The sequence below is a fragment of the Acinetobacter sp. AOR43_HL genome (genome assembly GCF_027854635.1).
Taxonomy (GTDB): domain Bacteria; phylum Pseudomonadota; class Gammaproteobacteria; order Pseudomonadales; family Moraxellaceae; genus Acinetobacter; species Acinetobacter pittii.
Map to the genome: position 1 here is coordinate 353,681 of NZ_JAKTHX010000029.1, position 24,091 is coordinate 377,771.

Sequence of the window (24,091 nt, forward strand, 5' to 3'; positions counted from 1 at the left end):
CATGTCATTAACCCAGCTGATCCAGAATGCATGGAATAAACAATCGAGTTGGTTGATTGCTTTACGTCCATTGTCTTGCTTGTATCGGGCTGGGTTTTTACTAAATCGTAATCTTTATAATTCAGGTTTTAAACAAGTTTATAAAGCGCCTGTACCTGTGATGGTTATAGGTAATATCACAGTAGGTGGAAGTGGAAAAACTCCGTTGCTCATACAACTGGTGAATTATCTACAGCAGCATAATGTAAAAGTAGGGGTAATCAGTCGGGGATATGGGGGTAATGGTCCTTTTCCACTGCTGGTTACCTCGGGCGGCCAAGTAGCTCAAGCTGGGGATGAGCCAGCATTAATTGTTCAGGCTACACGTGTACCAATGGCAGTAGGTCCTAATAGGCAGGCCGCAATAGAGTTATTGCTTGAGTCATCAGAAATAGATTTGATTATTAGTGATGATGGGTTGCAGCATTGGGCATTAGATCGACAGATCGAGTGGATTGTACTGGATCAAAATCGTGGTTTAGGGAATAAAAAACTATTACCTGAAGGTTATCTGCGAGAGCCTGTTCAACGTTTAGAAACTGGAACAGTGATTGAGCATACTCATAAACCTGCTACAGAATTAAACATGCATCTCGAGACAGGACAGCCATATTTACTTAACCCTTTATCTAATTCTAAACCAAGCTTTAATCTTGAGAATAATTATCATGCTGTAGTTGGTATTGGTTTTCCTCAACGGTTTTATCAAACACTTAAAGATCTAGGGTTGAAGCAATTTCAAGAGCATGCATTTCGCGATCATCATGATTACACAATCAATGATTTAATTTTTAATGACGAGCTGCCACTTATTACAACTGAAAAAGATGCAGTTAAACTATTACCATTACTTGAAAAACATCCTGAATTTAAACAATCTATTTGGGTAGTTCCTGTTAAAGCTGTCCTGTCTACACAGTGTTATCAGGTTTTAAAAATGCAATTGCAAGAACTTGATATTCAATTATCTTAGGAAGAAAAAATGAAACACATCGTCATTCCAGCACGCTTCTCAAGTTCGCGTTTGCCAGGTAAACCATTGTTGCTTATTCATAACCGTCCTATGATTTTACGTGTAGTGGATCAGGCAAAAAAAGTCGAAGGTTTTGATGATTTGTGCGTGGCAACAGATGACGAACGTATTGCTGAGATCTGCCGTGCAGATGGAATTGATGTAGTTCTTACCAGCGCTGATCATTCTTCGGGTACAGACCGTTTAAGTGAGGTTGCTCGCATTAAGGGCTGGGATGCAGACGATATTATTGTAAATGTTCAAGGTGATGAACCTTTGTTGCCAGCTCAACTTGTTCAACAAGTTGCAAAACTTTTGGTAGATAAACCAAATTGTTCGATGTCTACGTTGTGTGAGCCAATTCATACCTTAGATGAGTTTCAGCGTGACAGTATTGTAAAAGTAGTCATGTCTAAACAAAATGAAGCTTTATATTTTAGTCGGGCTACCATTCCTTATGATCGAGATGGGGCTAAGCACGCTGAACCGACTTTACATACACAAGCATTTCGTCATTTAGGTTTGTATGCTTATCGAGTGAACTTATTACAAGAATATGTAACATGGGATATGGGTAAGCTTGAAAAGCTTGAGAGTCTTGAACAATTGCGTGTTTTAGAAAATGGTCATCGAATTGCAATTGCGGTAGCAGAAGCAAATTTACCACCCGGTGTGGACACACAAGCTGATCTTGATCGCTTAAATAATATGCCTGTTGAATCTTTTGAATAAGCGTTAATTTTTAATGAATCCGAATGTAACTTCAAAGGTCTATCCTTGGCAGCAAACAACATGGGACACCTTGACAACAAGGTTTCCCAAAATTGGACATGGTCTCTTGTTTTACGGCAAGCAAGGTTGTGGAAAACATGCTTTTGCTAAGCAGTTTTTGGCATGGGTACTTTGTTTAAATAAGCAGCCGCAGGGCCCTTGTGGTGAATGTAGTAGTTGCCAATGGTTAAAATCAGACACTCATCCCAATTATGTTCATATCACAACGGATGAAGAAAATAAAAAACAGAATGCAAAAATTAAAATAGAAAAGATTCGTGACTTACTACCTTTCGTACAACAAACGGGAGAGGGTTGGCGCGTTATTGTGATTGAGCCTGCAGAAGCACTTAATTTGGCATCTTCAAATGCTTTGCTAAAGACTTTAGAAGAACCAGGCGAGCGTGTTGTTTTAATTTTATTAGCTGATCACTATCTTAAACTACCGGCCACTATTCGTAGCCGATTGCAACATTTCGCTTTAGATCGTATTTCATATGAGCAAGCTACTTCTTATTTGAATGAGCATTTATCTGAACTTGCGGAAGTGCAGCCTGATTTACTGCTTGGCTTATCTAATGATATGCCTTTACAAGCAATAGAAATTGCTCAAAGTGACTGGTTTGCGAAAAGGCAAGTTTTCTTAAATGATTGGCTTAAAATTGTTGCTCAAAAAAATATGCCTTTATTTTTCTCAGGCAAATGGCAAAAAGAATTAAGTTTTAATGATTTTATAATGCTTTTTGAATACTTGTTGGGTGATTTAATTTGTGTCAAGCTAAACCAGCCACAGAAAAATACTGATTTAGATTTTGATCAGTTAAGCCCATATTATGATTTAGAAAGCTTATTTAATATTTATAGTGAATTACAGCAAGCAAAAAAGCTTGTTGAACAAAATGTACAAAGCCAACTTATTATTGATCAATTATTTATAACGTTAATGAATATTTAAGGGGAAAACTATGCAGCCGCAAATGGGGGGGATTATTCAGGTAAATATTCCTGATAAAGCTACTTTGCAAGCAAGCTATATGGGATATGTGCAAGGTGGAGGCCTATTCGTACCATCAAAACAAAAGGTAAAGATGGGACAAGAAATTTTCATTTTAGCGACTTTGCCTGAGCAGTCTCAAAAAATTCCTCTAACAGGCAAAGTAATCTGGATCTCCCATAAGCAAAGTGGATTTAAACCTCAAGGTTTTGCTATTCAGTTAAGTGGAGATAAGGGAATTTACTATAAAACTGAGGCAGAACGAGTTTTGGCTGGTAGTATGTCTTTAGACCGTCCAAGTTATACGATGTAATTAAATAGGAAAGAAAAGTGTTTGTTGATACGCATTGCCATTTAACGATGTTAGATTTAACGCCTTATAACGGTGATCTGGACCTTGCGCTTGCAGCGGCGCGAGCAGAAGGAGTGTCTAAGTTTATGGCAATTTCCGTTGATCTCGATGACCATATTGTATTGGCTGAAATTGCAAATAAACATGCAGATGTTGGTTATACGGTAGGTGTACACCCTTGCGAGGATGTGGACACAATGGCACGTGCAACAACTGAGTATTTGGTTGAATTGGCTCAATCAGAAAAAGTATGGGCTTTAGGTGAAACTGGACTGGACTATTTTCACAGTACAGATTTTATTGAAGAGCAAAAGGTGTGTTTTGCAAGACATATCCAAGCTTCAAAAATTGTAAAAAAACCAGTTGTCGTTCATACCCGATCAGCAAAGCATGATACGGTAGATATTATCCGTGCTGAACAATCAACCCATGGGATTCTGCATTGTTTTACCGAAGATTGGGAAACTGCTAAAGCTGTGCTTGATTGTGGTTATTACATTTCTTTTTCCGGTATTGTGTCATTTAAGAATGCACAGGATTTGCGCGATGTAGCTAAACAGGTCCCACTAGATCGCCTTTTAATTGAAACAGATAGTCCGTATTTAGCACCTGTCCCATATCGTGGTAAAACAAATGAACCAAAATATGTGCCTTATGTAGCCAAAGCGCTCAGTGATGTATATGATAAATCGATTGAGGAAATTGCAATGATCACCTCACAAAATTTTGAGAACTTGCTAAAAGCGATTTAGGTTATAGAAACTATATAAGAGAGTAATTGCGTGAAGATGGATCGTCAGGCTCAGTTCCGAGCAAGAGAAGTATTAATATTTCAGGTTGCGGAACAATTATTGCTAGAAAATGGCGAAGCCGGAATGACACTTGATGTCTTGGCTGCTGAGCTTGATTTAGCAAAAGGAACTTTGTACAAACACTTTCAAAGTAAAGATGAGTTGTACATGCTGTTGATTATTCGTAATGAGCGTATGTTACTTGAAATGGTTCAAGATACTGAAAAAGCCTTTCCAGAGCATTTGGCCTTTTTCATGTTGCATCATTTACATCATCCTGAACGAACAGTTTTATTTCATCAAATTGAAGAAAAACTCTCAATCACTGCTCAAGGCGTACATCATCTTTTTCATGAACTTTATCAAGTGCGTAAACAGAGATTGCGAATTATCATTCGGATGACAGACCATTACCTAGAATCTATTCAAAGCAATATGCCTACACGAGATTATCTTGCTTCTATTTGGTCATTAACTCATGGTGCAGCAGCTATTCTCAATTCAAGTTTTTATCAACGATATTTAGGTTCAAGAGACACTTTAAGAGTGGCTTATATTGATCAGGCTTTAGCCTTACCTAAACAAGCTGTTGAGCAATATGCTTAGGTCGATATGAAATCTCAATCACCGCTTAAATCCCAAAAAGGTTTTACTCTCATAGAAGTGATGGTGGTGATTGTTATTATGACGATTATGACTTCTCTAGTTGTACTCAACATAGGTGGCGTTGACCAAAAGAAAGCGATGCAAGCAAGAGAGTTATTTTTGCTTGATATGCATAAAATTGGTAAAGAGTCGCTTGATCAGTCTCGTGTTTTAGCTTTATCTACTCTCAGTGAAACAGATGTTTCACCATTTTCTTATGAATTGTATGAGTATCATGACCAGAGTAAATTACAAGTCCAAGATTTAAAAAATCGCTGGCAGAAATATTCTGAGTTTAATACACGCCAGTTGCCTAGACATGTATCGTTTACAATACAACCTTTAGATGAGCAAAACTATTCAAAAGCTACGAATACCGATTTAATTGGAGGGCAGGCTCCCCAGTTAATCTGGTTCGGTAACGGTGAAGCTAAAACTGTGAAAATACAGTTTTACTTTGAACAAAAACCAATTGGTTCAGAAATACAAATTGATCATTTGGGTAAAATAAATGAAATCTAAAGGCTTTACTCTATTAGAAGTAATGGTTGCTTTAGCAATTTTTGCAGTGGCGGCTGTCGCGTTAACTAAAGTAGCCATGCAATATACTCAATCTACCTCAAATGCAATTCTTAGAACAAAAGCTCAGTTTGTAGCAATGAATGAAATTGCTTTAATGGAGATAAATCAGGAATGGCTTGAAGGTACTCAAAGTAAGCAAATTACTTCTCAAGGCGAAACTTGGCAGATTGACAAATCTGCACAATCTACAATTAGCCCGAATGTTCAGAAAGTAGATTTACAAATTAGCTTATATGATTCTGATAAGGGCAAAGTTCAAAATGGTATTACTCACTTGGTATTTTTTAATTATCCAATGAAAGCAAAATAATGATAAAGAATAAAAGTTTTCGCTCTCCAAGCTCAGCTTCCCGTCTTGCGGTACGATCGGAGCAGATGATGAGGGGTTACTCTGAGCAAAGCTCTTCGTCTTCTGCTCAGACAAAGCATTGCTTTAAAGACTCTCACACTCGAAACATAGTTTCTCATCTTGCGACACGATCGAGCAGTGCTCGATTAACTCGTGCCTCAGGATTTACTTTAGTTGAGCTTTTAGTTTCAATTGCAATTTTTGCTATTTTATCTTTGTTGGGTTGGAAGGTTTTTGACTATTTATTAAAAGTTCGCGATCGTAATACTCAACATGAAGTGCAGCTATTTGAATTACAAGATGCTTATCAACAAGTTTTGCGTGATACATTGCAAATTATACCTTTATCAGCCAATCAAGGCGGGCAATTACGTCCAGCTTTAGAGATTGATAATCAAGTTCTCCGCTTTAGTAAGGCGGGTGTTACTGATCCATTAAAGCAAGGATTATCACCTTTTGAGCGTATCGAATATCGATATGATCCTGATCAAAAAAAGCTTCATCGCCTTAAATATAGTAACTTAAATACTTCAAATAGAGAGCAACCCTTATCAAGTACGCTGTTGAGCCAAGTTGAACAATTTCAAATTATGGTTTTGACACCTCAAGAAGTAACAAAGTGGCCTGAAGTTAATATTGACCCTACAAAACCTGATGAATTTAGGAAGTTGCCAAAAGGAATAAAAATGCAACTTACGGTTGCAGGTGTAAGTTATGAGTGGATTTATAGCTTAAACCAAGGTGACTTATCGCTCTCCAAACAGGGAGGTCAATAAATGTTACTCTATAAAAAAAATCAGCAAGGTGTAGCGTTACTCACAATTTTGATAATGGTTGCTTTGGCTACAATTTTAGCTGCCTCTATCGCAAAGCATCAAACTAATACGATGGAAAATACGGGTTATTTGATGCGTCAAAATCAGTCATTACTCTATGCAAAAAGTGCAGAAGCTTTTTTTTCTGAATTATTAATTCAAGATGCAAATAATGCTGGTGGTATCGATCATTTAAAGGAAAGTTGGGCTCAGCCAATGCCACCTTTCCCAATAGAAGATGGAGCCGTATCGGGGCGCTTACTAGATGAGTCAGGAAAATTTAATCTAAACAATTTAACGACCAATGAAGGCAAGGTAAACGAAGCTGCTAAAAATTGGTTTGAGCGATTGCTTGTGCGTGTAGGATTGCCAGCAGAGTTAAGTCAAGCAGTTATTGATTGGCAAGATCCAGATGATGAACCAAGCGGCCCTATGGGGGCAGAAAGTAACTATTATGAAGGACTTGAGCCTGGCTATTTGGCTTCAAATGCTAAATTTCATCGTATAGAAGAGTTGAAATTGGTAAGAGGTTTTGAAGGCAAGAAATATGATTTAATAGCACCATATATTTCTGCATTACCTGAAAATACAAAAGTGAATGTTAATACCGCATCTCCATTAGTATTAGCGAGTATTGATCAAAAATTAGATTTAGGGACTATAGAAAAAGAACTTCAATTACGTCAACAGAATTTAAAGTTCTTTCAAAATATTGATGAATTATGGCAATTGAATGCTTTTTCAGCAGTTGATGCGCAAAAGAAAACTGAAGTTAATAGCCTTTTAGATGTGAAGTCGAACTTTTTTCAAGCACAAATTGAGGTTGTGTTGAATAATAGAAAAAGACAATTTACAAGTGCCTTAATGCGCAGTGATAAGCAGGTCTATGTATATTCTAGAAATATGGCACCTTTTAACTAATTGAAAATTTATGATTTATTTACTTTTAATGTTTTTGAAGTTTGTAATTATAAATTTTTCTCAAGTTAAACGTTAAAGTAAATATAAACTTTCTATATGTTTATATTCAATATTTCTTCATCAGTCTTATCATACTTTTTGCTAATTGTTTCTAATTGAAAAGTGGTGCGAAATTTTCGTCTTTTGCTTTATAATAATGTTCTTAGAAGGAATGATCGATTTGGCACATGTTAATTCGTAAGTTATTTAAGTTTGAAAATGCACATGTTGTACGTAACTGTACATCGGATCGTTGTAAGCGATCAATTCATGGACATAGCTATAAAGTTGAGTTATTGCTTAAAGCTTCGAAATTAGATCATGGGCAAATGGTTTATGATTTTGGACTCCTAAAAGGAGTAATAAAAGACCTATTCGACAGCTTTGATCACGCAATCTGTTTTTGGGAAAAAGATGATTCTCAATATATTGATGCATGTCAGACTTTTAGTGCTCGTTGGATTTCTTTACCTGTTTCACCATCTGCTGAACAGTTTTCACGTATTTTCTTTTATCTAGCTCAGCAAGTTTTACAATCAACAGTCACTCAAAATGGGGAAGGTGATGTTGAAGTATATTCTGTTATTGTTCATGAGACTGATACTGGATATGCTCAAAGCTTTATTGAAGATATTCAAAACGAACAAATGGGTATTTTAAGTCTTGATGGAATTGTTTTTTCAGAACAAATTCAGATAGAGTGGACAAATCCACAAATGTATGAAGACTTGAAAAAAGGGATTAAATTTAATAATCCTCAAGTTGATTTGCAAGTCGAAGTATAAATCGAATTACTTATTTTATTTGTAGAATTGAAAATTGATCTAGGATGACATTAATGCAATTAACTGAGCAACAGCAAGATAAACTCAGTAAAGTTCAATTAGAAGAAAGTTGGAAAAGATCTTTAGCACCTTTTCTATTAAGTCCTCAGATGGATAGTTTGCGCGATTTCTTATTTCAACAGAAACAAGCTCAGAAAATAATATATCCGCCTAGTAAACAGATCTTTAATGCTTTAAATACCACACCACTGGCTGATGTGAAAGTTGTGATTTTAGGGCAAGACCCATATCACGGGCCAAACCAAGCGAATGGATTAAGTTTCTCTGTTCAAAAAGGTATTGCATTACCACCATCTTTGCGCAATATTTTTCATGAATTACATACAGATTTGGGTATTCCAGCTCCTCGCCATGGTGACTTAACAAAATGGGCTACGCAAGGCGTACTTTTACTCAATAGTGTGCTTACGGTTGAAGCTGGACAGCCAACCTCACATCAAAAGCAAGGTTGGGAAGCATTTACTGATGAAGTTATTGATGTTCTAAATGAACAGAGACAACATATAGTATTTATTTTGTGGGGTGCTTATGCACAGCGCAAAGGACAACGTATAAATAGAGATAAACACTTGGTTTTAACAGCCGCACATCCATCACCTCTTGCTGCAAATAGAGGGGGATTTTTTGGATGCAAAGTGTTTTCAAAAACAAATCAATATTTGAAACAACATGGCATTGAGCCCATAGACTGGCAATTGGACGCATGATGAACTCTCCCAATGTAAATAACTATCACCCGGACTTGGTGGTTGAAGAAGCAAAAAACGGCTGGCGTATAGTACGTTTGAATCGTCCTAAATCGTTACATGCTTTAGACGAATCAATCGTAACGGCATTATTGCGTGTATTTGAAGATTTCCGTGACGATGAACAGGTTAAAGCAATTTGGTTAGACTCAACTACACCAAAAGCTTTTTGTGCAGGTGGTGATGTTAGAAAATTACGCCAACTTGTTATAAATCAAGAAGTCGATACCGCAAATAAGTTCTTCCAGCAGGAATATGCTTTAGATTTACTTTTACATAATTATGCTAAACCGGTTGTGGTTTGGGGAGAAGGTTATGTAATGGGCGGTGGTTTAGGCTTGTTTATGGCTGCACCATTCCGTCTAGTGACGCCATATTCACGTTTAGCAATGCCTGAAATTAATATTGGTTTATATCCTGATGTTGGTGCGAGCCGTTTCTTGGCAGATCGTGGTCCAATAGGTTTGTTTACGGGTTTAACTGGTTCAATTATGACTGCTGCTGGGGCGTATAGCATCGGTTGGGCAACACATATTTGTGAAGCTCAGCGTGATAATGTTTTGCAAAAAGTTTTAAATATTAACTGGGCTCATTATCCTGCAGGGGATTTCCGAGCAATTGATGATACTTTAAATAGTTTGCACCGTCCTGTTGCGGCAGGTCCATTGCAAAACTCACTTGATGTAATTCATAGCGTTTGCCGTGGTTTTAATTTTGAACAAGACTATCAAGCTATTGTTAGCTTGCGTGATGCGAGCAGTGATTGGTTACGTCAAGCGAGTGAGAATTTGCAAAAAGGATCACCTAGTACCGCGGCAATTACTTGGTTACTGTGGCAATGGGGCAAACAAATTCACTCATGGGATGAGGTCTTTGATCTAGAGGCTCAGATTTCTGAGTGGAAAATCCGTCATCCTGACTTTGTGGAAGGTGTTCGCGCACGCTTAGTTGATAAAGATTTATCACCTGAATGGAAACCATGTGACGATCTAAGCTTGAGAGGTATATTGGCTGATTGTCCACCAGTGACTTCTATTGATAGCTGGAATGCCTTACTTAGACAACACGGTGTGATCACCTAAAATAAATGACTGAATATAGTGATGAATACTGGATGCAGCTTGCTTACGAGCAAGCTGAATTAGCCGCCCAGCAGGGTGAGATACCTGTTGGAGCGGTTCTGGTGAGCCAAAATCGAGTAATTGGATCTGGTTATAATGCTCCAATTACTTTATTAGATCCAACTGCACATGCAGAAATTCAAGCTATCCGTGCAGCGTGTTCCTCTTTAGAAAATTATCGATTACCCGAAGATACGACTTTATATGTTACTCTTGAGCCATGTACTATGTGTGTAGGTGCGCTCGTACATGCAAGAATTAAACATGTGGTTTTTGGTACGCCAGAACCTAAAGCAGGCTCTTTGGTGAGTGCGCGTCAGTTATTACAGCAAGGTTATTATAATCATAGGTTTACATTTCAGAATGGCTGTCTACAAGAAAAATGTGCACAACAGCTTAGCCATTTTTTTAAACAAAGACGTGAGCAAAAGAAACAAGAGAAACAACAAAAAACGTCCTTAAATGATTAAAAATTAACATACTCTTATGGCAAACTAACGCGGTTTTAATGCCATGATTCTATTTAATAAGGACGATCCAATGCGTAATGTAATTACCGTAGAAAAAGAATTTAATGCTCCTCTTACTGATGTATTTAATTTGCTCTCTAAGCATTCAACTTACAATACTGCTTTTGCACCTTTACAAGTTGTGCGTGTTAAAGACTCCGCAGATTCTAAAAGACCTGATGGTTTAGGCTCAATTCGACGTATGGGATTTGGTCCAATTAAGCCACTTAAAGAAGAAATTACATTGTTGGAAGAAAATAAAAGTATTGAGTATAAATTAATAGACAATCCTTTGATTAAACATCATTTAGGCAGAATCGAGTTTTCTGAGATCACACCATACATTACCTTAGTTAAATACCGCATCGAGTTAACGGCAAAAGCGCCAGTGGTCAGTAAATTAATCCTTGCACAGCTAAAACTAGCCATTACACTAGGCTTTTCGAGATTAGCTAAAGCATTTGCTTCTTAGTGAGAGTTCAATGACAGTTCAAATTATTACTATTGATGGTCCGAGTGGTTCGGGTAAAGGAACATTGGCTGCAAAACTTGCAGCACATTATCAATATCATTTACTCGATTCGGGTGCCTTATATCGTTTATTGGGGTTGTCATTACATAAACACGATTTATTAGAGAAATTAGATAGTCAGCTTGATGAATGCATTCAATATGCACGTCAACTGGACATTAAATTTGAAACGTCTACCTCAGGGATTTTGGTCTTCTTAGATGGCGAAGATGTATCTCAAACAATCCGTACAGAGCGAGTTGGTGAGTACGCTTCAAAAGTTGCAGTGGTTCCAGAGCTTAGACAGGCACTATTTGAAAGACAAAGAGCTTTTGCGCAAAGTCCTGGTTTAGTTGCAGATGGCCGTGATATGGCAACATCTATCTTTCCAGAAGCCAATGCCAAAATTTATCTGACAGCTTCGGCAGAGTCACGCGCTGAGCGAAGAGTAAAACAGTTGCAGGGTATGGGGCTAGATGCTAAAATAAACGACATTTTAGCTAATATACAGGCACGAGACAAAAGAGATATGGAGCGAGAAGTTGCTCCGCTCAAGCCAGCCAAAGATGCTTATATCATTGATAGTTCGGAATTAACGATCGATCAGGTATTTAAGTTAATGGTTGATTATGTCGATAGCCGTACTATTTAGTAAATAGAATTATCAGTTGAAGCATAGCTTGATCAGTCTATAAAGACTATGTTGATACTTAACTAAACCGGCCTTGTCTGATCCAAGACCGCTGAATTTATCAGGTATATCATGACCGAATCTTTTGCAGCCCTCTTTGAAGAAAGTGAATTAAACCTCAACGTTGAAAAGGGTGCAGTCATCCAAGGTGTTGTTGTAAACATCGATAGCGACTGGGTAACTGTTGACACTGGCCTAAAGTCTGAAGGCATTGTTGACCGTGCTGAATTTTTAAATGAACAACGTGAACTTGAAGTTCAGGTTGGTGATACTGTTGACGTAGTTGTTGAAGCTCTTGACAACGGTATGGGTCAAACAGTTTTATCACGTGAAAAAGCTAAGCGTGCTGAAACTTGGACTAAACTTGAAAAAATCTTTGAAGATGGCGAAATCGTTACTGGTGTTATCTCTGGTAAAGTTAAAGGCGGTTTCACTGTTGACATCGGTCCTGTTCGTGCATTCTTACCAGGTTCATTAGTTGACACTCGTCCTATTCGTGACACTACTCACCTTGAAGGTAAAGAGTTAGAGTTCAAAGTAATTAAACTTGATGCTAAACGTAATAACGTTGTTGTATCTCGTCGTGCTGTTATGGAAGCTGAATCTTCTGCTGACCGTGAAGCATTACTTGCTCAACTTGAAGAAGGTCAAACAGTTACAGGTACAATCAAAAACCTTACTGATTACGGTGCATTCGTTGATCTTGGCGGTATTGATGGTCTTCTACATATCACAGATATGGCTTGGAAGCGTATCAAGCACCCTTCAGAAGTTGTTGAAGTTGGTCAAGAAGTTACTGTTAAAGTACTTAAATTTGACCGTGAACGTAACCGCGTATCTTTAGGCCTTAAACAATTAGGCGAAGATCCATGGTTAGCGATCATGAGCCGTTACCCTAAAGGTTCTATCGTTAAAGCTCGCGTAACTAACTTAACTGACTACGGTTGTTTTGCTGAAATCGCTGAAGGCGTTGAAGGTTTAGTTCACGTTTCTGAAATGGACCACACTAACAAAAACATCCACCCATCTAAAGTTGTTCAGATTGGTGATGAAGTTGATGTTATGGTTCTTGAAGTTGATGAAGAACGTCGTCGTATTAGCCTTGGTATCAAACAAACTCGTGCTAACCCATGGGAAGAGTTTGCTAAAGCTCATGAGAAAGGCGAAAAAGTATCTGGTACTATCAAGTCTATCACTGACTTTGGTATCTTCATTGGCTTGAACGGCGGTATCGACGGTTTAGTACACTTGTCTGATATTTCTTGGAACGAGCAAGGTGAAGAAGCTATTCGTCGTTACAAGAAAGGTGACACTGTTGAAGCTGTTATCTTGTCTGTAGACGCTGAAGGTAACCGTATCAGCCTTGGTATCAAGCAATTGAACAGCGATCCGTTCAATGACTTCTTAGCTGCTAACGAACGTGGTGCTTTAGTTAAAGGTACTGTAACTGCAGTTGATGCTCGTGGCGCAACTGTTAAGTTAGCTGACGAAGTTGAAGCAACTCTTAAAGCTTCTGAAATCAACCGTGACCGCGTAGAAGATGCGACTAAATTCTTAGAAGTTGGTCAAGAAGTTGAAGCGAAGATCATTAACGTTGATCGTAAATCTCGCTCTATCAACTTGTCTATCAAAGCGAAAGACGAAGCTGAAGAGAAAGAAGCAGTTGCTAGCTTGCGTACAGCAACTACAAGTCAAGACAATGGTCCTAAGACTATTGGTGACTTGATCAAAGCACAAATGAAGTAATAAGTTAACAAAGTACAGTTTCATGTAACGGAATTGTACTTTTTATACAAATTACTGTAAACGGTAGCCTAGTATTCAACATACTGCGCTACCGTTTTGTATTTAAACAGGTTATTATCGAACGACATAGAGTAGCAATAAATAACGAGGTCGTAGATGACTACTGAAGCTCTTAATAAGTCTGATTTGATTGAACGCATTGCGCTAAAAAACCCACACTTAGCTGAACCTTTGGTGGAAGAGGCGGTTAAAATTATGATTGATCAAATGATAGAAGCACTATCAACTGATAATCGAATTGAAATCCGTGGTTTTGGTAGCTTTGCTTTACACCACCGTGATCCAAGAGTTGGTCGCAATCCTAAAACAGGAAAATCAGTTGAAGTTGCAGCTAAAGCTGTTCCACATTTTAAACCCGGAAAAGCCCTTCGTGACGCAGTAAACGAATCTGGGAAATAAATAAAATTTATAAGTCGGGGTGCCTATGCGTTATATTTTAATTGCATTGCTTATTGTTGTATTTGGCTATTCTTTAGCACTTGTTTTGCAGAATCCAACAGAACTTTCTGTTGATTTGTTATTTACCCAAGTTCCAGCTATGCGTTTAGGCTTATTATTGCTACTCACATTAGTACTAGGAACAGTGGTCGGTCTTTTACTTGGTGTACAGGTTTTCAGAGTATTCCAAAAAGGTTGGGAAATTAAACGCCTGCGTAAAGATATTGACCATTTAAGAAAAGAACAAATCCAAAGTGCTCAATTAGCAGCGGCTGAAGCAGCTGCAAATGTAAGACATGAAAAAACCGTTGTAGATATTTATCCGCAAGATAAAAATTCTACTCCGCTATAATCCCCGTACTACTCTTTATTGATGAGTAAAGAGTAGTATCTCCCTAATTTAATCTGTTCTTCTTTTATTCTTCTAAATATAAACTCTTTTAGTCTTATCGCTTTTAAATTTGAAAAGCGAGCCTCTACATTCCTTTATTCCTTCATGATTTGTCTATTATAATAACGCTGATTTTATATGATGGAAGAAAGTCTCTTGAGTATCATTGTTGCGTTAGATGCAAAAAGCCAATATGACGCTTTAAAAATTGTTGAACAGCTTGACCCTGCTTTATGCCGTGTAAAAGTAGGTAAAGAGCTTTTTACTCATGAAGGCCCATCTGTTGTAAAAAAACTCCAAGAACAAAATTTTGAAGTTTTCCTTGACCTTAAATTTCACGATATTCCTAATACTACAGCTCAAGCTGTTTGTGCGGCAGCTGATTTAGGCGTATGGATGGTAAATGTTCACGCTTCAGGTGGTCGTAAAATGATGGAAACCTGTGTTGAACGTTTAAAAGCAGGTAACTATCAAACTCAACTTATTGCTGTGACAGTACTCACATCAATGGGCCGTGAAGATTTAAAAGATATTGGTTTAGATATTGAACCTGTAGAGCATGTGAAGCGCTTAGCTAAATTAACTAAAGAAAGTGGCTTGGATGGGGTGGTTTGTTCTGCTCAAGAAGCTAAGATTCTTCGTGAATTGATCGGGCAAGACTTCTCTCTGGTAACACCAGGAATTCGCCCAGAGGGTTCTAATGCAGACGACCAAAAACGTATTGTGACTCCAAAGCAAGCTATGCTTGATGGCTCTACGCATCTGGTAATTGGTCGACCGATTACTAAAGCAGAAAACCCAACAGAAATGTTGAAATCTATTCTGGCTTCAATTGCCTAAAAATTTAGAAATAAGCTAATTAATAACGGCGCGAGTAGGCTTAATAATAAGCCACTCATCATGGCATGTGGTACATAATGTGTACCACATGACTGTTTTACCATTGCTAAGGTAACATCCATGGAGGTTGCGCCTGCACTTGAGATAGCAGGGCGTGGAAAACGCCAACCCATGGTATACATTAGAAAAATAGCAACAATTTCTCTAAATAAGTCAGTTAATAAGGCAATTCCACCTAGTTCTGCCGAGTGTAATTGTGTAAATAAAATCCCTGACATTGAATACCAGCCATAACCTTGTGCTAAAGCTAAAGTTTCATTAAGTGTAAAATGTTTGTGAAGTAAGTAGTAATTCAAAAAGCCCGCTATACATGACCCTATAAAAGCAGCTAACGGTACAATTAAAATCTTCCAGCTTAACCAAGTGCGGTTAAAGTGGGTAAAGGCAAGTTCAATACCAATTAAGAAAATAAAAAGTAATAATAAATACCAGCTATTAAATGCGATATGTGAGGTGAATTGAGTAATGATAGCGCCGAATAAAACACCGACACCTAGTGCAAAAAAAGCCTTCGCAATGTTCTTTAAAGCATTTACAAAAAGTTGTAGGGAGATTTTTCCTTTGACGCTTTGTTTATCAAAAATTGTATAAGCAAATAAACACGTAAAGAACGAACCAAAAGACGTGGTAAGAGCAATGATAATCGCTGGTGGGAGTATGGCAGAAGTATTCTCGATTTGATCAAGGGCCAATGTTAATTCAAAAGCTACACTAGCTAAAAGAATATAAGAAAAATAGGGCAGTATTTTAAATATAAAGTGTCGGATATTTATAGATAGTTTGGGTGCTAGGAAATAACCGAAAGCAAGTACTAAAAAAATTTGAATGATGAGATAAAAAGATTGCATATAATAGGTAGATTGTTATCAACCTACCTATTATGTCTTGAACATTTTAAGCTGCATAGCTCTGTGAGCTTTTATTTAAAAGTAAGTAGTCTTTGGGCTTAACTTTACGTGTTTCTAACCAATATTTCCATGTGTAAGTTGGCCATAGTGAAAAGTTTCTACCATCGGCAGATTGATACCAACTACTACACCCACCAGCTTGCCATACGGTTCCTTGCAGCTGCTTTTGGACACGTTCGTTAAAAGCGTCTTGAATTTCAGGCTTGATCTCAATTGCTTTTTGACCAGACTCTTCTACTAACTGAATAAGCTGTAAAATGTAATTTACTTGAGATTCAATCATAAAAATAATCGAATTATGACCTAGAACTGTATTAGGGCCTACCAGTTGGAATAGATTGGGAAAGTTTTTAGTCATAATACCGTAATAGCTTTCAGCACCATCTTTCCATGCTTGTTTTAACTCGATTTGATTACGTCCGATACATGTGAAATGTTTTAAATAAATGCGTGGGTCAGTAATAAAACCTGTACCGTAAATTAAACAATCAATAGGTCGTTCTTGACCATCTTTAGTAACAATAGTGTTTTCTTTAATCTCTTGAATACTATCAGTTACTAGCTCAACATTTTTTCGGTTAAAGGTAGGAAAGTATTTATTTGAGATAAGAATACGTTTACATCCCATAACGAAGTCAGGTGTGAGTTTTTTTGCTAACTCTTTATCTTTGACTTGAAAACGGATGAATGCTTCTGCCAATTTTTGGCCATATTTCATGATTTGAGGTTGAACAATGGGTACAACGCGAGATTCATTACTCCAGTAAAGACGACTACGATGAATCTGGCGATAAATATTAGAAGATTTGAATAATGCTTTACTTAAGCTTGAATATTTGCGCTCATCGCGTGGTATTACCCATGCAGCTGTTCTTTGAAATACATAGAGCTGTTTAACATCTTTGGCTATTTCAGGAATATATTGAATTGCGCTACCACCTGTACCAATAGATGCGACTGACTTTCCGTTTAAATCATAGTCATGTTCCCATTGTGAGGAATGAAACACTTTTCCTTTGAATTTCTCGATCCCCTTGATAGCAGGAATTTGTGGGATGTGTAGGGGACCAGATGCAAAAACTACAAATTGCGCTTCTATAGAAGGTTGATTCTTAAAATCTAGAGTCCACACATGACGTGTTTCATCATATTGGACATGAGTTACGTCATGGTTAAACTTGCAGTAATCTTTAATTTTATATTTCTGTGTAATGTCTTGAATATAATTAAAGATCTCTGATCCCTCAGCATAGCGTTTTGTCCAATCTGTTTTTGGCGCAAAAGACAATGAATACATATGAGATTGAACATCACACGCTGCACCCGGATAACGATTTTCTCGCCAAGTTCCACCGACATCATTTGATTTTTCTAAAATAACAAAGTCTTGCTGTTGATTTTGTAGTAAACGGATTGCCATTGCTAGGCCACCAAAGCCAGCACCAATAATAGCGATTTTAGTTTTTTGAATAGCATCTTGCTTTGCGTTTAGCATTGGAAACCCTGCATAAGCTGAAAAGAGGATTGCACGCAAGACTAACGTTTTTTAATCAGTTTAAACATGATTGTATCGACGTGAAAATTGATAGATTCGGCAATTAATTTTCTTGCTTCTTTATAGTAAAACATTTCAGTCTAAGGAAATTGATAGAAGAATGAAACGGTCGATACTTGGTTTAATCTATTTAATTCAAGGAATGCGCAATGCTGGCATTGATGTCGACTCACGTTTGGCCGATATAGGTATTAAAGTCGATGCTTTAGACCCGAGCTCTACAATTCATGATCGTCTTGAATGGGACATTCAACAAATAATTAGTAAAAATGTAGAGCCTGAAAAGGGTTTATTTATTGGACAGCATTATGCTTTAGCTGGTTACGGCCCATTGCTTATGCTACTTGTCACAAGTAATGATATTCAAACTGCTTTAAATAAGGGTATAAAATATCAAAAGCTTACGCATTTATTTGGTAGCTTGGCTTTATATGAAAATGATGAGCGGACGATTTTAAATTATTTGCCTGTTGATTTAAAAACGGAAATTGGTCAGTTACGGGCACAGTGTGAAATCTCTGGAACTTATAAATTTATTCAAGATATTTATACGATGATGGGATTACAAATACCTACGATGCGTATAGAACTCCCATTTGAAAAGCCTGCTGATATAGATACTTTGTCACATTATTTTGCATATTATGGCGAAGATGTGCATTTTAATGGTAAATATGCGGCATTTAGCCTAAGTAAGGATGTACTTGAAATCAAGATTCCTTCTGCCGATATCATCACACATCGTATCTATGAATCAAAATGTATTGCAGAAATAACAAGATTAAATCAACAAGATCATCAAACTCCACATATCATACAATGTGTGCAAGATTATCTTGAACTGCAACAAGGAATTATCCCGAGTATGGCGGAAACGGCTTTTGCATTGAAAATGCCTGAAAGGACATTAAGGCATCAACTGCAACAGCTAAATACGAGTTATAAGCAAATTCGTGAACAAATTATCAAGAATAAGGCATTGAAGCTTATGGAATATAGGGAATACTCAATAGAAGTTGTTGCCGAATTACTCGGCTATTCTGAACCTGCGGCATTTAATCATGCATTCAAACGATGGTTTGGACAGAGTCCTCGACAATATGCAAAAGAGTCATCGTCGTAACTCTTGATGCTAAAAGCTAATGTGGTTGAACAAAATGTTCGCTATACTCTTCATCAGTTAAAATTGAAATAAAACGATATGTTAAATTTAAAATCTTCTCATAGTACTGCATTCACACCTTCTTCCCCAGCAGAACGCTATGCTGAGGCTTTAGCTTCAGGTCAATTTATGGCAGATGAAGCGCAAGCACAGGCAGTGCAAGAATTAGATCGCGTATGGAAAGAACTTTTAAACCGTTATAAAGCCTCAAAAAAAGCTTTCCGTCGTTTTCGTCGCCAAACTTCACCTAAAGGTGTATATATGTGGGGCGGAGTAGGGCGTGGTAAAACTTGGCTTATGGATCAATTTTACGAGTCTGTGCCATTTCGCCGTAAAACGCGTATGCATTTTCATCATTTCATGCAACATGTTCATAAAGAGCTAAATAAGCTTTCAGGCCAACGTAATCCACTTGAAATCGTAGCTGACCAAATCTATAAAGATGCTGTCGTTATCTGTTTCGATGAGTTCTTTGTATCAAACGTAACAGATGCAATGATCTTAAGCGATTTATTCCAAAAATTATTTGTTCGTGGTGTGACATTAATTGCAACATCAAACATTGCACCAGATGGCTTATATAAAAACGGTATTCACCGTGATCGTTTCTTGCCAACCATTGAAATGGTTAAAAAGAACTGTGCTGTTTTAAATGTAGATGCAGGTGTGGACTATCGTTTGCGTGTACTAAAACAAGCTCAATTATTTAAATCGCCATTAACGAATGAAGCTCAAAGCTGGATGGCTGAACGTTTTAGTGCTTTAACTCATACACAAGCTCATTCTCAAGAGCCGATTGTGATTAATAATCGTGTTGTCGAGACTCTGGGGCATACAGAAGATGTGTTGTGGTGTGAGTTTTCTGAACTCTGCTTTAAACCACGTAGCCCGGCAGATTTTATTGAAATTGCGAATATTTATAATACGGTTCTAGTGAGTAATGTTCCTCATTTGACAGATTTCTTATCTGAAGGTACTCGTCGCTTTATTTATCTAGTCGATGAGTTTTATGATCGAGGTGTGAAATTACTTTTAACGTCTCAAGATAGTATTATTGATATTTATCAAGGTGAAAAATTAGCATTTGAAATTGAACGTACACGTTCGCGTTTGCTAGAAATGCAGTCTGATGAATATTTACATTCTGAACACCGACATATTGATGCTACAAAAACCTCTTAAGTAAAATAGATATGAAAAGCGCTCTAGATAGAGCGCTTTTTTTATAACAAAAAATAGATAAATTTAATTAAATAGTGCTTTTTCACGCAGCAAAGTTTGATATAACTAAATACGCTTTAGAAAAACAAGATAGTGAAACTTTTTGTCTGTTAACAAAAAGTCTAGTTTCAGTATCTTTAAATATTGAATAAATTGATGGGAATCCTAGTTAGAATTTTAATATTTCCTATATAGAAAAATTTATCTTTGTCAATAGTTTTGCAAGGGAAAATGCTTACTATTTAGGAATGTGATATTAGTATTCAGCTTAATTTAAATCGGTATACTAGGATTCTCTTGGTATAAAAAGTAGCAACTTCAGGAAAGACAATGACTGCACGTATTCAAAAAGGCAAGTTAGCGATTGCTAAAGAACTTTACGATTTTATCGAAAATGAAGCTTTACCAGGTTCTGGTTTAGATAGTGAAACTTACTGGAAGAACTTTGAGCAAGTTGTTGTCGATCTTAGCCCAAAAAATAAAGCATTATTGGCTAAGCGTGATGAATTACAAGCAAAAATTGATGAATGGCACCGTAACAACAAATTTGAATTAGGTGCTTATAAAGCGTTCTTAACTGAAATTGGTTATTTATTACCAGAAGTTGAAGATTTTCAAATTACTACTGAAAACGTAGACGAAGAAATTGCGTTGTTGGCAGGACCACAGTTAGTTGTACCTGTACGTAATGCACGTTATTGCTTAAATGCAGCAAATGCCCGTTGGGGGTCTTTATATGATGCACTTTACGGCTTCGATGTAATTTCTGAAGAAGGTGGAGCTGAAAAGGGTAAAGGATATAATCCTGTTCGTGGTGCAAAAGTTATTGAGTTCGCTAAGAATTTCTTAAATAAAGTTTTCCCGCTTGCTCAAGGTTCACATGCAGATGCAACAAAATATACAATTGAGCAAAATAAACTCGTTGTAATTTTGAAAGATGGTTCAAAAACAGGTTTAGCTCATGAAGCTCAGTTTGTTGGTTTCAATGGTGAAGAAGCAAATCCTTCAGAAGTTGTACTTTTAAGTAATGGTCTTCATGTCATTATCGAAATTGATGCAAATAGCCCAATTGGACAAACTGATCCAGCGGGTGTTAAAGATTTAACATTTGAAGCGGCAGTAACCACAATTCAAGATTTGGAAGACTCTGTTGCGGCTGTTGATGCAGAAGAAAAAGTTGAAGGTTACCGTAACTGGTTAGGTTTAATGAAGGGTACACTTCAAGAATCTATTGAAAAGAATGGTAAAACGATTGTTCGTGATCTAAATAAAGATCGCGAAATTAAAAACTTAATTGGTGGTACAACAAAACTTCATGGTCGTTCACTTATGTTACTTCGTAACGTAGGTCACTTAATGACTAACCCAGCTATTTTGGTAGACGGCGAAGAAATTTTTGAAGGTATTATGGATGCATTGGTAACTCCATTGTTATCAATTGCTGATATCCGTAGTACAAACGAAAATAAAAACTCTCGTAAAGGGTCTATGTATATTGTTAAGCCAAAAATGCATGGTCCTGAAGAAGTTGCGTTTGCTGTAGAGTTATTTGAACGTGCTGAACAGGCGATTGGATTACCAACTAAATCGTTAAAAATCGGTATTATGGATGAAGAGCGCCGTACATCTGTAAACTTGAAAAACTGTATCGCTGCTGCTAAAGACCGTACAATCTTTATTAATACTGGCTTTATGGACCGTACTGGTGACGAAATCCATACTTCTATGGAAGCTGCGCCAGTAGTTCGTAAAGAAGCTGTTAAAACACAAAAATGGATTGCTGCTTACGAAAACCGTAACGTTGCAATTGGCTTGAAATGTGGTTTACAAGGTAAAGCACAGATTGGTAAAGGCATGTGGCCAAAACCAGATAGCATGAAAGATATGTTAGCGACTAAAGCTGCACATCCAAATGCTGGTGCTTCATGTGCTTGGGTTCCATCTCCAACTGGCGCTGTACTTCACGCGATGCATTACCATCAAGTGAATGTAAAAGCACGTCAAGATCAGTTAAAAGCTGAAGAAATGTTGTCATTAGATGATTTGTTAACCCCTCCATTTGCACCTGATACAAACTGGTCAGCAGAAGAGATTAACAATGAACTTGAAAACAACTGCCAAGGTATCTTAGGTTATGTTGTTCGTTGGGTTGACTTAGGTGTAGGTTGTTCGAAAGTTCCTGATATTAACAACGTGGGCTTAATGGAAGACCGTGCAACATTACGTATTTCTTCTCAACATGTTGCTAACTGGTTACGTCACGGTATTGTGACTCGTGAACAAGTTGAAGAAGTGCTTAAACGCATGGCAAAAATTGTTGATGAGCAAAATGCGAATGACCCATTGTATAAACCAATGGCAGCTAACTTTGAAACAAATATTGCTTTCCAAGCAGCTTCTGATCTTATCTTCAAAGGTTGTGAACAGCCTTCTGGTTACACTGAGCCGTTACTTCATGCTGCTCGTTTGAAGTTAAAAGGTTATATAGGTGATTAATTTCATCCTGTTTTGAAAAAGCCTCTTCGGAGGCTTTTTTATTTACGGTATATTTTGTGCTTATGGAATATAGATTAATAGCTAAGAGGTTTTTTAATTTGATTAGTCTAAAAGATCTTGATCGTGAGAATTGGATTCTATGTGCGAGATTATCGTTGGATGAATCCCAAAAAGATTATGTTGCACCAAATGTATATTCTATTGCTGAGTCTAAAGTGTAAGAACATTACTGTCCAAGAGTGATTTTTTCGGATGATAAAGTCATTGGATTTTTAATGTATTGTGTCGAAGTTGATCCACCTGATGAGACATTATTTTGGTTGTTTCGTTTTATGATTGATGCAAATAATCAGGCTAAAGGTTGTGGTACCACGGCATTGCAAATGGCAATTAATGAAATGGCCGCAAAAGGAGCAAAACGAATTCGAACAATGTATAAATCATCCAACTATGTGGCTGGAAAACTTTATAAAAGAAAGGGTTTTCAAGAAACTGGAGAATATGATGAGCGTGGAGATATTATTTTAGAGTTGAATATTTCTAATTAAAAAAAAACGCTAACTGAAGATTCAAGTTAGCGCAGGAGTTAATAGAATTAAATATATTGAAAAGCAATATTAGTTACTGCTCACAATTCCAATTTTAGTGACACCTAAACGTTGTGCAGTAGCCATGACCATTGCTACATTCTTATATTCAGCCATCTGGTCTGGTTTGAGTTTGATCTGGTCTTGATCTTTTTTAGCAACCACACCTTGAAATAAAGTCTCTAGCGCCTTACGGTCAGAAACCTCTTGGTTATTCCAAAATACTTTGCCTACCGCATCAATTCTTACATCAATCACTTCAGGTGGCTTTTCATTTGTTGGTGGCGGTGTGCCATTTGGCAAATTAATATTAATCGCGTTGTTTGGTGCAGGTATGGTAATAATAAACATAATAATGAGTACCAACATGACATCAATGAGAGGTGTCATGTTGACTTCTAACATCACATCGTCATCATTATTTGAACCGACATTCATACCCATAAAATTCTCCTTAAGTTAATTACGGGGAGGCTGGAGGGGTAGTAACAAAAGCAATTTTGCCAATACCAGCTTCTTTGGTCGTACTAATGACCTGATCTATCGCTTCAAAATGGGTAAGCTGATCACCCCGAATATGAACTTCTGGCTGAGGCCTTTTTTGTGCAACTGCTTGAAGTTTTGCCAGCAATATCTCTTTACTTGGCACATAACTTTCGTTCCAGAAAATATCGCCTTTCTTATTTACTGAGAGTTGAATATTTTCAGGCGTGGTTGCATAGGGAGTATTTTTTTCTTCTGGTAGTTTCACTGGAACTGTATGTGTGACTACCGGAATAGTAATAAGAAAAATAATAAGTAAAACCAACATGACATCAACCAAAGGTGTCGTGTTAATTGTGCCAATCATTTCATCATCATCTTCAGAACCAACACTCATACCCATAATGTTTG

Annotated in this window: 27 protein-coding genes and 1 pseudogene; 24 read left to right on the top strand and 4 right to left on the bottom strand. The window is 37.2% G+C overall.

Going from position 1 to position 24,091, the window contains the following annotated elements; all coding sequences use genetic code 11:
* The first annotated feature begins 1 nt into the window (after position 1).
* The 20 genes from lpxK (at position 2) to pyrF (ending at position 15,208) form a co-directional block, all read left to right on the top strand.
* Positions 2 to 1,012: a tetraacyldisaccharide 4'-kinase gene (gene lpxK, locus MKL33_RS13535; RefSeq protein WP_060465743.1), complete on the top strand. Its 1,011-nt coding sequence runs from the start codon at positions 2 to 4 to the stop codon at positions 1,010 to 1,012.
* Between the two features lie 9 nt (positions 1,013 to 1,021).
* A complete protein-coding gene (gene kdsB / locus MKL33_RS13540; protein ID WP_270907136.1) occupies positions 1,022 to 1,783 on the top strand; it encodes a 3-deoxy-manno-octulosonate cytidylyltransferase in 762 nt (253 codons plus the stop codon).
* Positions 1,784 to 1,796: 13 nt separating this feature from the next.
* Positions 1,797 to 2,777 (top strand): DNA polymerase III subunit delta', encoded by a 981-nt coding sequence (locus MKL33_RS13545; RefSeq protein WP_060465741.1) that lies wholly within the window; start codon positions 1,797 to 1,799, stop codon positions 2,775 to 2,777.
* Positions 2,778 to 2,787: 10 nt separating this feature from the next.
* Entirely contained in the window at positions 2,788 to 3,129 is a 342-nt protein-coding gene (locus tag MKL33_RS13550; RefSeq protein WP_002121335.1) for a PilZ domain-containing protein, read from the top strand.
* Between the two features lie 17 nt (positions 3,130 to 3,146).
* Positions 3,147 to 3,920 carry a TatD family hydrolase gene (locus MKL33_RS13555; protein WP_060465740.1) on the top strand — a complete coding sequence of 258 codons (774 nt, stop codon included), beginning with the start codon at positions 3,147 to 3,149 and terminating at the stop codon, positions 3,918 to 3,920.
* Between the two features lie 36 nt (positions 3,921 to 3,956).
* Complete coding sequence (locus MKL33_RS13560; protein WP_014206595.1) at positions 3,957 to 4,565, top strand: TetR/AcrR family transcriptional regulator; 609 nt, start codon at positions 3,957 to 3,959, stop codon at positions 4,563 to 4,565.
* A gap of 6 nt (positions 4,566 to 4,571) precedes the next feature.
* On the top strand, positions 4,572 to 5,126 hold the full coding sequence (locus MKL33_RS13565) for a type II secretion system protein (RefSeq protein WP_270907137.1): 555 nt from the start codon (positions 4,572 to 4,574) through the stop codon (positions 5,124 to 5,126).
* Positions 5,116 to 5,496 (top strand): type II secretion system minor pseudopilin GspI, encoded by a 381-nt coding sequence (gene gspI / locus MKL33_RS13570; RefSeq protein ID WP_064784081.1) that lies wholly within the window; start codon positions 5,116 to 5,118, stop codon positions 5,494 to 5,496. The genes MKL33_RS13565 and gspI overlap by 11 nt, the downstream gene beginning before the upstream one ends.
* The gene (gene gspJ, locus MKL33_RS13575; RefSeq protein ID WP_270907138.1) at positions 5,496 to 6,311 is read left to right on the top strand and encodes a type II secretion system minor pseudopilin GspJ; all 816 of its coding nucleotides are present in this window, start codon (positions 5,496 to 5,498) and stop codon (positions 6,309 to 6,311) included. The genes gspI and gspJ overlap by 1 nt, the downstream gene beginning before the upstream one ends.
* Positions 6,312 to 7,271: a type II secretion system minor pseudopilin GspK gene (gspK, locus tag MKL33_RS13580; protein WP_270907139.1), complete on the top strand. Its 960-nt coding sequence runs from the start codon at positions 6,312 to 6,314 to the stop codon at positions 7,269 to 7,271.
* A gap of 227 nt (positions 7,272 to 7,498) precedes the next feature.
* Positions 7,499 to 8,095 carry a 6-pyruvoyl trahydropterin synthase family protein gene (locus MKL33_RS13585; protein ID WP_017386831.1) on the top strand — a complete coding sequence of 199 codons (597 nt, stop codon included), beginning with the start codon at positions 7,499 to 7,501 and terminating at the stop codon, positions 8,093 to 8,095.
* A 53-nt stretch (positions 8,096 to 8,148) separates the two neighbouring features.
* Positions 8,149 to 8,862, top strand: coding sequence for a uracil-DNA glycosylase (ung, locus tag MKL33_RS13590; protein WP_005069527.1), 714 nt, complete (start codon positions 8,149 to 8,151; stop codon positions 8,860 to 8,862).
* The gene (locus MKL33_RS13595; RefSeq protein ID WP_014206599.1) at positions 8,859 to 9,983 is read left to right on the top strand and encodes an enoyl-CoA hydratase/isomerase family protein; all 1,125 of its coding nucleotides are present in this window, start codon (positions 8,859 to 8,861) and stop codon (positions 9,981 to 9,983) included. The genes ung and MKL33_RS13595 overlap by 4 nt, the downstream gene beginning before the upstream one ends.
* Positions 9,984 to 9,988: 5 nt before the next feature.
* The gene (tadA, locus tag MKL33_RS13600; RefSeq protein ID WP_002121378.1) at positions 9,989 to 10,492 is read left to right on the top strand and encodes a tRNA adenosine(34) deaminase TadA; all 504 of its coding nucleotides are present in this window, start codon (positions 9,989 to 9,991) and stop codon (positions 10,490 to 10,492) included.
* Positions 10,493 to 10,562: 70 nt separating this feature from the next.
* Complete coding sequence (locus tag MKL33_RS13605; RefSeq protein WP_057085613.1) at positions 10,563 to 11,003, top strand: SRPBCC family protein; 441 nt, start codon at positions 10,563 to 10,565, stop codon at positions 11,001 to 11,003.
* A 10-nt stretch (positions 11,004 to 11,013) separates the two neighbouring features.
* A complete protein-coding gene (gene cmk, locus MKL33_RS13610) occupies positions 11,014 to 11,694 on the top strand; it encodes a (d)CMP kinase (protein WP_005069521.1) in 681 nt (226 codons plus the stop codon).
* Between the two features lie 111 nt (positions 11,695 to 11,805).
* Positions 11,806 to 13,479: a 30S ribosomal protein S1 gene (gene rpsA / locus MKL33_RS13615; RefSeq protein ID WP_002121348.1), complete on the top strand. Its 1,674-nt coding sequence runs from the start codon at positions 11,806 to 11,808 to the stop codon at positions 13,477 to 13,479.
* 156 nt (positions 13,480 to 13,635) lie between these two features.
* Positions 13,636 to 13,938, top strand: coding sequence for an integration host factor subunit beta (locus MKL33_RS13620; RefSeq protein ID WP_002121337.1), 303 nt, complete (start codon positions 13,636 to 13,638; stop codon positions 13,936 to 13,938).
* 25 nt (positions 13,939 to 13,963) lie between these two features.
* Entirely contained in the window at positions 13,964 to 14,329 is a 366-nt protein-coding gene (locus MKL33_RS13625; protein WP_002121360.1) for a lipopolysaccharide assembly protein LapA domain-containing protein, read from the top strand.
* Between the two features lie 180 nt (positions 14,330 to 14,509).
* On the top strand, positions 14,510 to 15,208 hold the full coding sequence (pyrF, locus tag MKL33_RS13630) for an orotidine-5'-phosphate decarboxylase (RefSeq protein WP_062848581.1): 699 nt from the start codon (positions 14,510 to 14,512) through the stop codon (positions 15,206 to 15,208).
* Here the strand turns inward: pyrF and MKL33_RS13635 are convergent.
* Entirely contained in the window at positions 15,205 to 16,116 is a 912-nt protein-coding gene (locus MKL33_RS13635; RefSeq protein WP_270907140.1) for a lysine exporter LysO family protein, read from the bottom strand. The two genes, pyrF and MKL33_RS13635, sit on opposite strands and share 4 nt — an antisense overlap.
* A 46-nt stretch (positions 16,117 to 16,162) precedes the next feature.
* Positions 16,163 to 17,710, bottom strand: coding sequence for a flavin-containing monooxygenase (locus MKL33_RS13640; RefSeq protein WP_227061224.1), 1,548 nt, complete (start codon positions 17,708 to 17,710; stop codon positions 16,163 to 16,165).
* 121 nt (positions 17,711 to 17,831) lie between these two features.
* On the opposite strand from MKL33_RS13640, the gene MKL33_RS13645 reads away from it, so the two are divergent.
* The 4 genes and pseudogenes from MKL33_RS13645 to MKL33_RS20635 all read left to right on the top strand — a co-directional run bounded on the left by MKL33_RS13645 (position 17,832) and on the right by MKL33_RS20635 (position 23,158).
* On the top strand, positions 17,832 to 18,854 hold the full coding sequence (locus tag MKL33_RS13645; protein ID WP_270907141.1) for an AraC family transcriptional regulator: 1,023 nt from the start codon (positions 17,832 to 17,834) through the stop codon (positions 18,852 to 18,854).
* Between the two features lie 78 nt (positions 18,855 to 18,932).
* A complete protein-coding gene (gene zapE, locus MKL33_RS13650; RefSeq protein WP_002117902.1) occupies positions 18,933 to 20,075 on the top strand; it encodes a cell division protein ZapE in 1,143 nt (380 codons plus the stop codon).
* A gap of 369 nt (positions 20,076 to 20,444) precedes the next feature.
* Positions 20,445 to 22,610, top strand: coding sequence for a malate synthase G (locus MKL33_RS13655; protein WP_270907142.1), 2,166 nt, complete (start codon positions 20,445 to 20,447; stop codon positions 22,608 to 22,610).
* A gap of 98 nt (positions 22,611 to 22,708) precedes the next feature.
* Positions 22,709 to 23,158, top strand: a pseudogene (locus MKL33_RS20635) (GNAT family N-acetyltransferase).
* Positions 23,159 to 23,227: 69 nt separating this feature from the next.
* Here MKL33_RS20635 and MKL33_RS13665 read toward each other — a convergent pair.
* On the bottom strand, positions 23,228 to 23,641 hold the full coding sequence (locus tag MKL33_RS13665; RefSeq protein ID WP_002117898.1) for an ExbD/TolR family protein: 414 nt from the start codon (positions 23,639 to 23,641) through the stop codon (positions 23,228 to 23,230).
* A 19-nt stretch (positions 23,642 to 23,660) separates the two neighbouring features.
* Entirely contained in the window at positions 23,661 to 24,083 is a 423-nt protein-coding gene (locus MKL33_RS13670; protein ID WP_002118000.1) for an ExbD/TolR family protein, read from the bottom strand.
* Positions 24,084 to 24,091: the final 8 nt, after the last annotated feature.

Bases quoted from the DNA above. Each gene is read 5' to 3' on its own strand.
- lpxK (WP_060465743.1), top strand. From the start codon at position 2: ATGTCATTAACCCAGCTGATCCAGAATGCATGGAATAAACAATCGAGT.
- kdsB (WP_270907136.1), top strand. From the start codon at position 1,022: ATGAAACACATCGTCATTCCAGCACGCTTCTCAAGTTCGCGTTTGCCA.
- MKL33_RS13545 (WP_060465741.1), top strand. From the start codon at position 1,797: ATGAATCCGAATGTAACTTCAAAGGTCTATCCTTGGCAGCAAACAACA.
- MKL33_RS13550 (WP_002121335.1), top strand. From the start codon at position 2,788: ATGCAGCCGCAAATGGGGGGGATTATTCAGGTAAATATTCCTGATAAA.
- MKL33_RS13560 (WP_014206595.1), top strand. From the start codon at position 3,957: ATGGATCGTCAGGCTCAGTTCCGAGCAAGAGAAGTATTAATATTTCAG.
- MKL33_RS13565 (WP_270907137.1), top strand. From the start codon at position 4,572: ATGAAATCTCAATCACCGCTTAAATCCCAAAAAGGTTTTACTCTCATA.
- gspI (WP_064784081.1), top strand. From the start codon at position 5,116: ATGAAATCTAAAGGCTTTACTCTATTAGAAGTAATGGTTGCTTTAGCA.
- gspJ (WP_270907138.1), top strand. From the start codon at position 5,496: ATGATAAAGAATAAAAGTTTTCGCTCTCCAAGCTCAGCTTCCCGTCTT.
- gspK (WP_270907139.1), top strand. From the start codon at position 6,312: ATGTTACTCTATAAAAAAAATCAGCAAGGTGTAGCGTTACTCACAATT.
- MKL33_RS13585 (WP_017386831.1), top strand. From the start codon at position 7,499: ATGTTAATTCGTAAGTTATTTAAGTTTGAAAATGCACATGTTGTACGT.
- ung (WP_005069527.1), top strand. From the start codon at position 8,149: ATGCAATTAACTGAGCAACAGCAAGATAAACTCAGTAAAGTTCAATTA.
- MKL33_RS13595 (WP_014206599.1), top strand. From the start codon at position 8,859: ATGATGAACTCTCCCAATGTAAATAACTATCACCCGGACTTGGTGGTT.
- tadA (WP_002121378.1), top strand. From the start codon at position 9,989: ATGACTGAATATAGTGATGAATACTGGATGCAGCTTGCTTACGAGCAA.
- MKL33_RS13605 (WP_057085613.1), top strand. From the start codon at position 10,563: ATGCGTAATGTAATTACCGTAGAAAAAGAATTTAATGCTCCTCTTACT.
- cmk (WP_005069521.1), top strand. From the start codon at position 11,014: ATGACAGTTCAAATTATTACTATTGATGGTCCGAGTGGTTCGGGTAAA.
- rpsA (WP_002121348.1), top strand. From the start codon at position 11,806: ATGACCGAATCTTTTGCAGCCCTCTTTGAAGAAAGTGAATTAAACCTC.
- MKL33_RS13620 (WP_002121337.1), top strand. From the start codon at position 13,636: ATGACTACTGAAGCTCTTAATAAGTCTGATTTGATTGAACGCATTGCG.
- MKL33_RS13625 (WP_002121360.1), top strand. From the start codon at position 13,964: ATGCGTTATATTTTAATTGCATTGCTTATTGTTGTATTTGGCTATTCT.
- pyrF (WP_062848581.1), top strand. From the start codon at position 14,510: ATGGAAGAAAGTCTCTTGAGTATCATTGTTGCGTTAGATGCAAAAAGC.
- MKL33_RS13635 (WP_270907140.1), bottom strand. From the start codon at position 16,116: ATGCAATCTTTTTATCTCATCATTCAAATTTTTTTAGTACTTGCTTTC.
- MKL33_RS13645 (WP_270907141.1), top strand. From the start codon at position 17,832: ATGAAACGGTCGATACTTGGTTTAATCTATTTAATTCAAGGAATGCGC.
- zapE (WP_002117902.1), top strand. From the start codon at position 18,933: ATGTTAAATTTAAAATCTTCTCATAGTACTGCATTCACACCTTCTTCC.
- MKL33_RS13655 (WP_270907142.1), top strand. From the start codon at position 20,445: ATGACTGCACGTATTCAAAAAGGCAAGTTAGCGATTGCTAAAGAACTT.
- MKL33_RS13665 (WP_002117898.1), bottom strand. From the start codon at position 23,641: ATGGGTATGAATGTCGGTTCAAATAATGATGACGATGTGATGTTAGAA.
- MKL33_RS13670 (WP_002118000.1), bottom strand. From the start codon at position 24,083: ATGGGTATGAGTGTTGGTTCTGAAGATGATGATGAAATGATTGGCACA.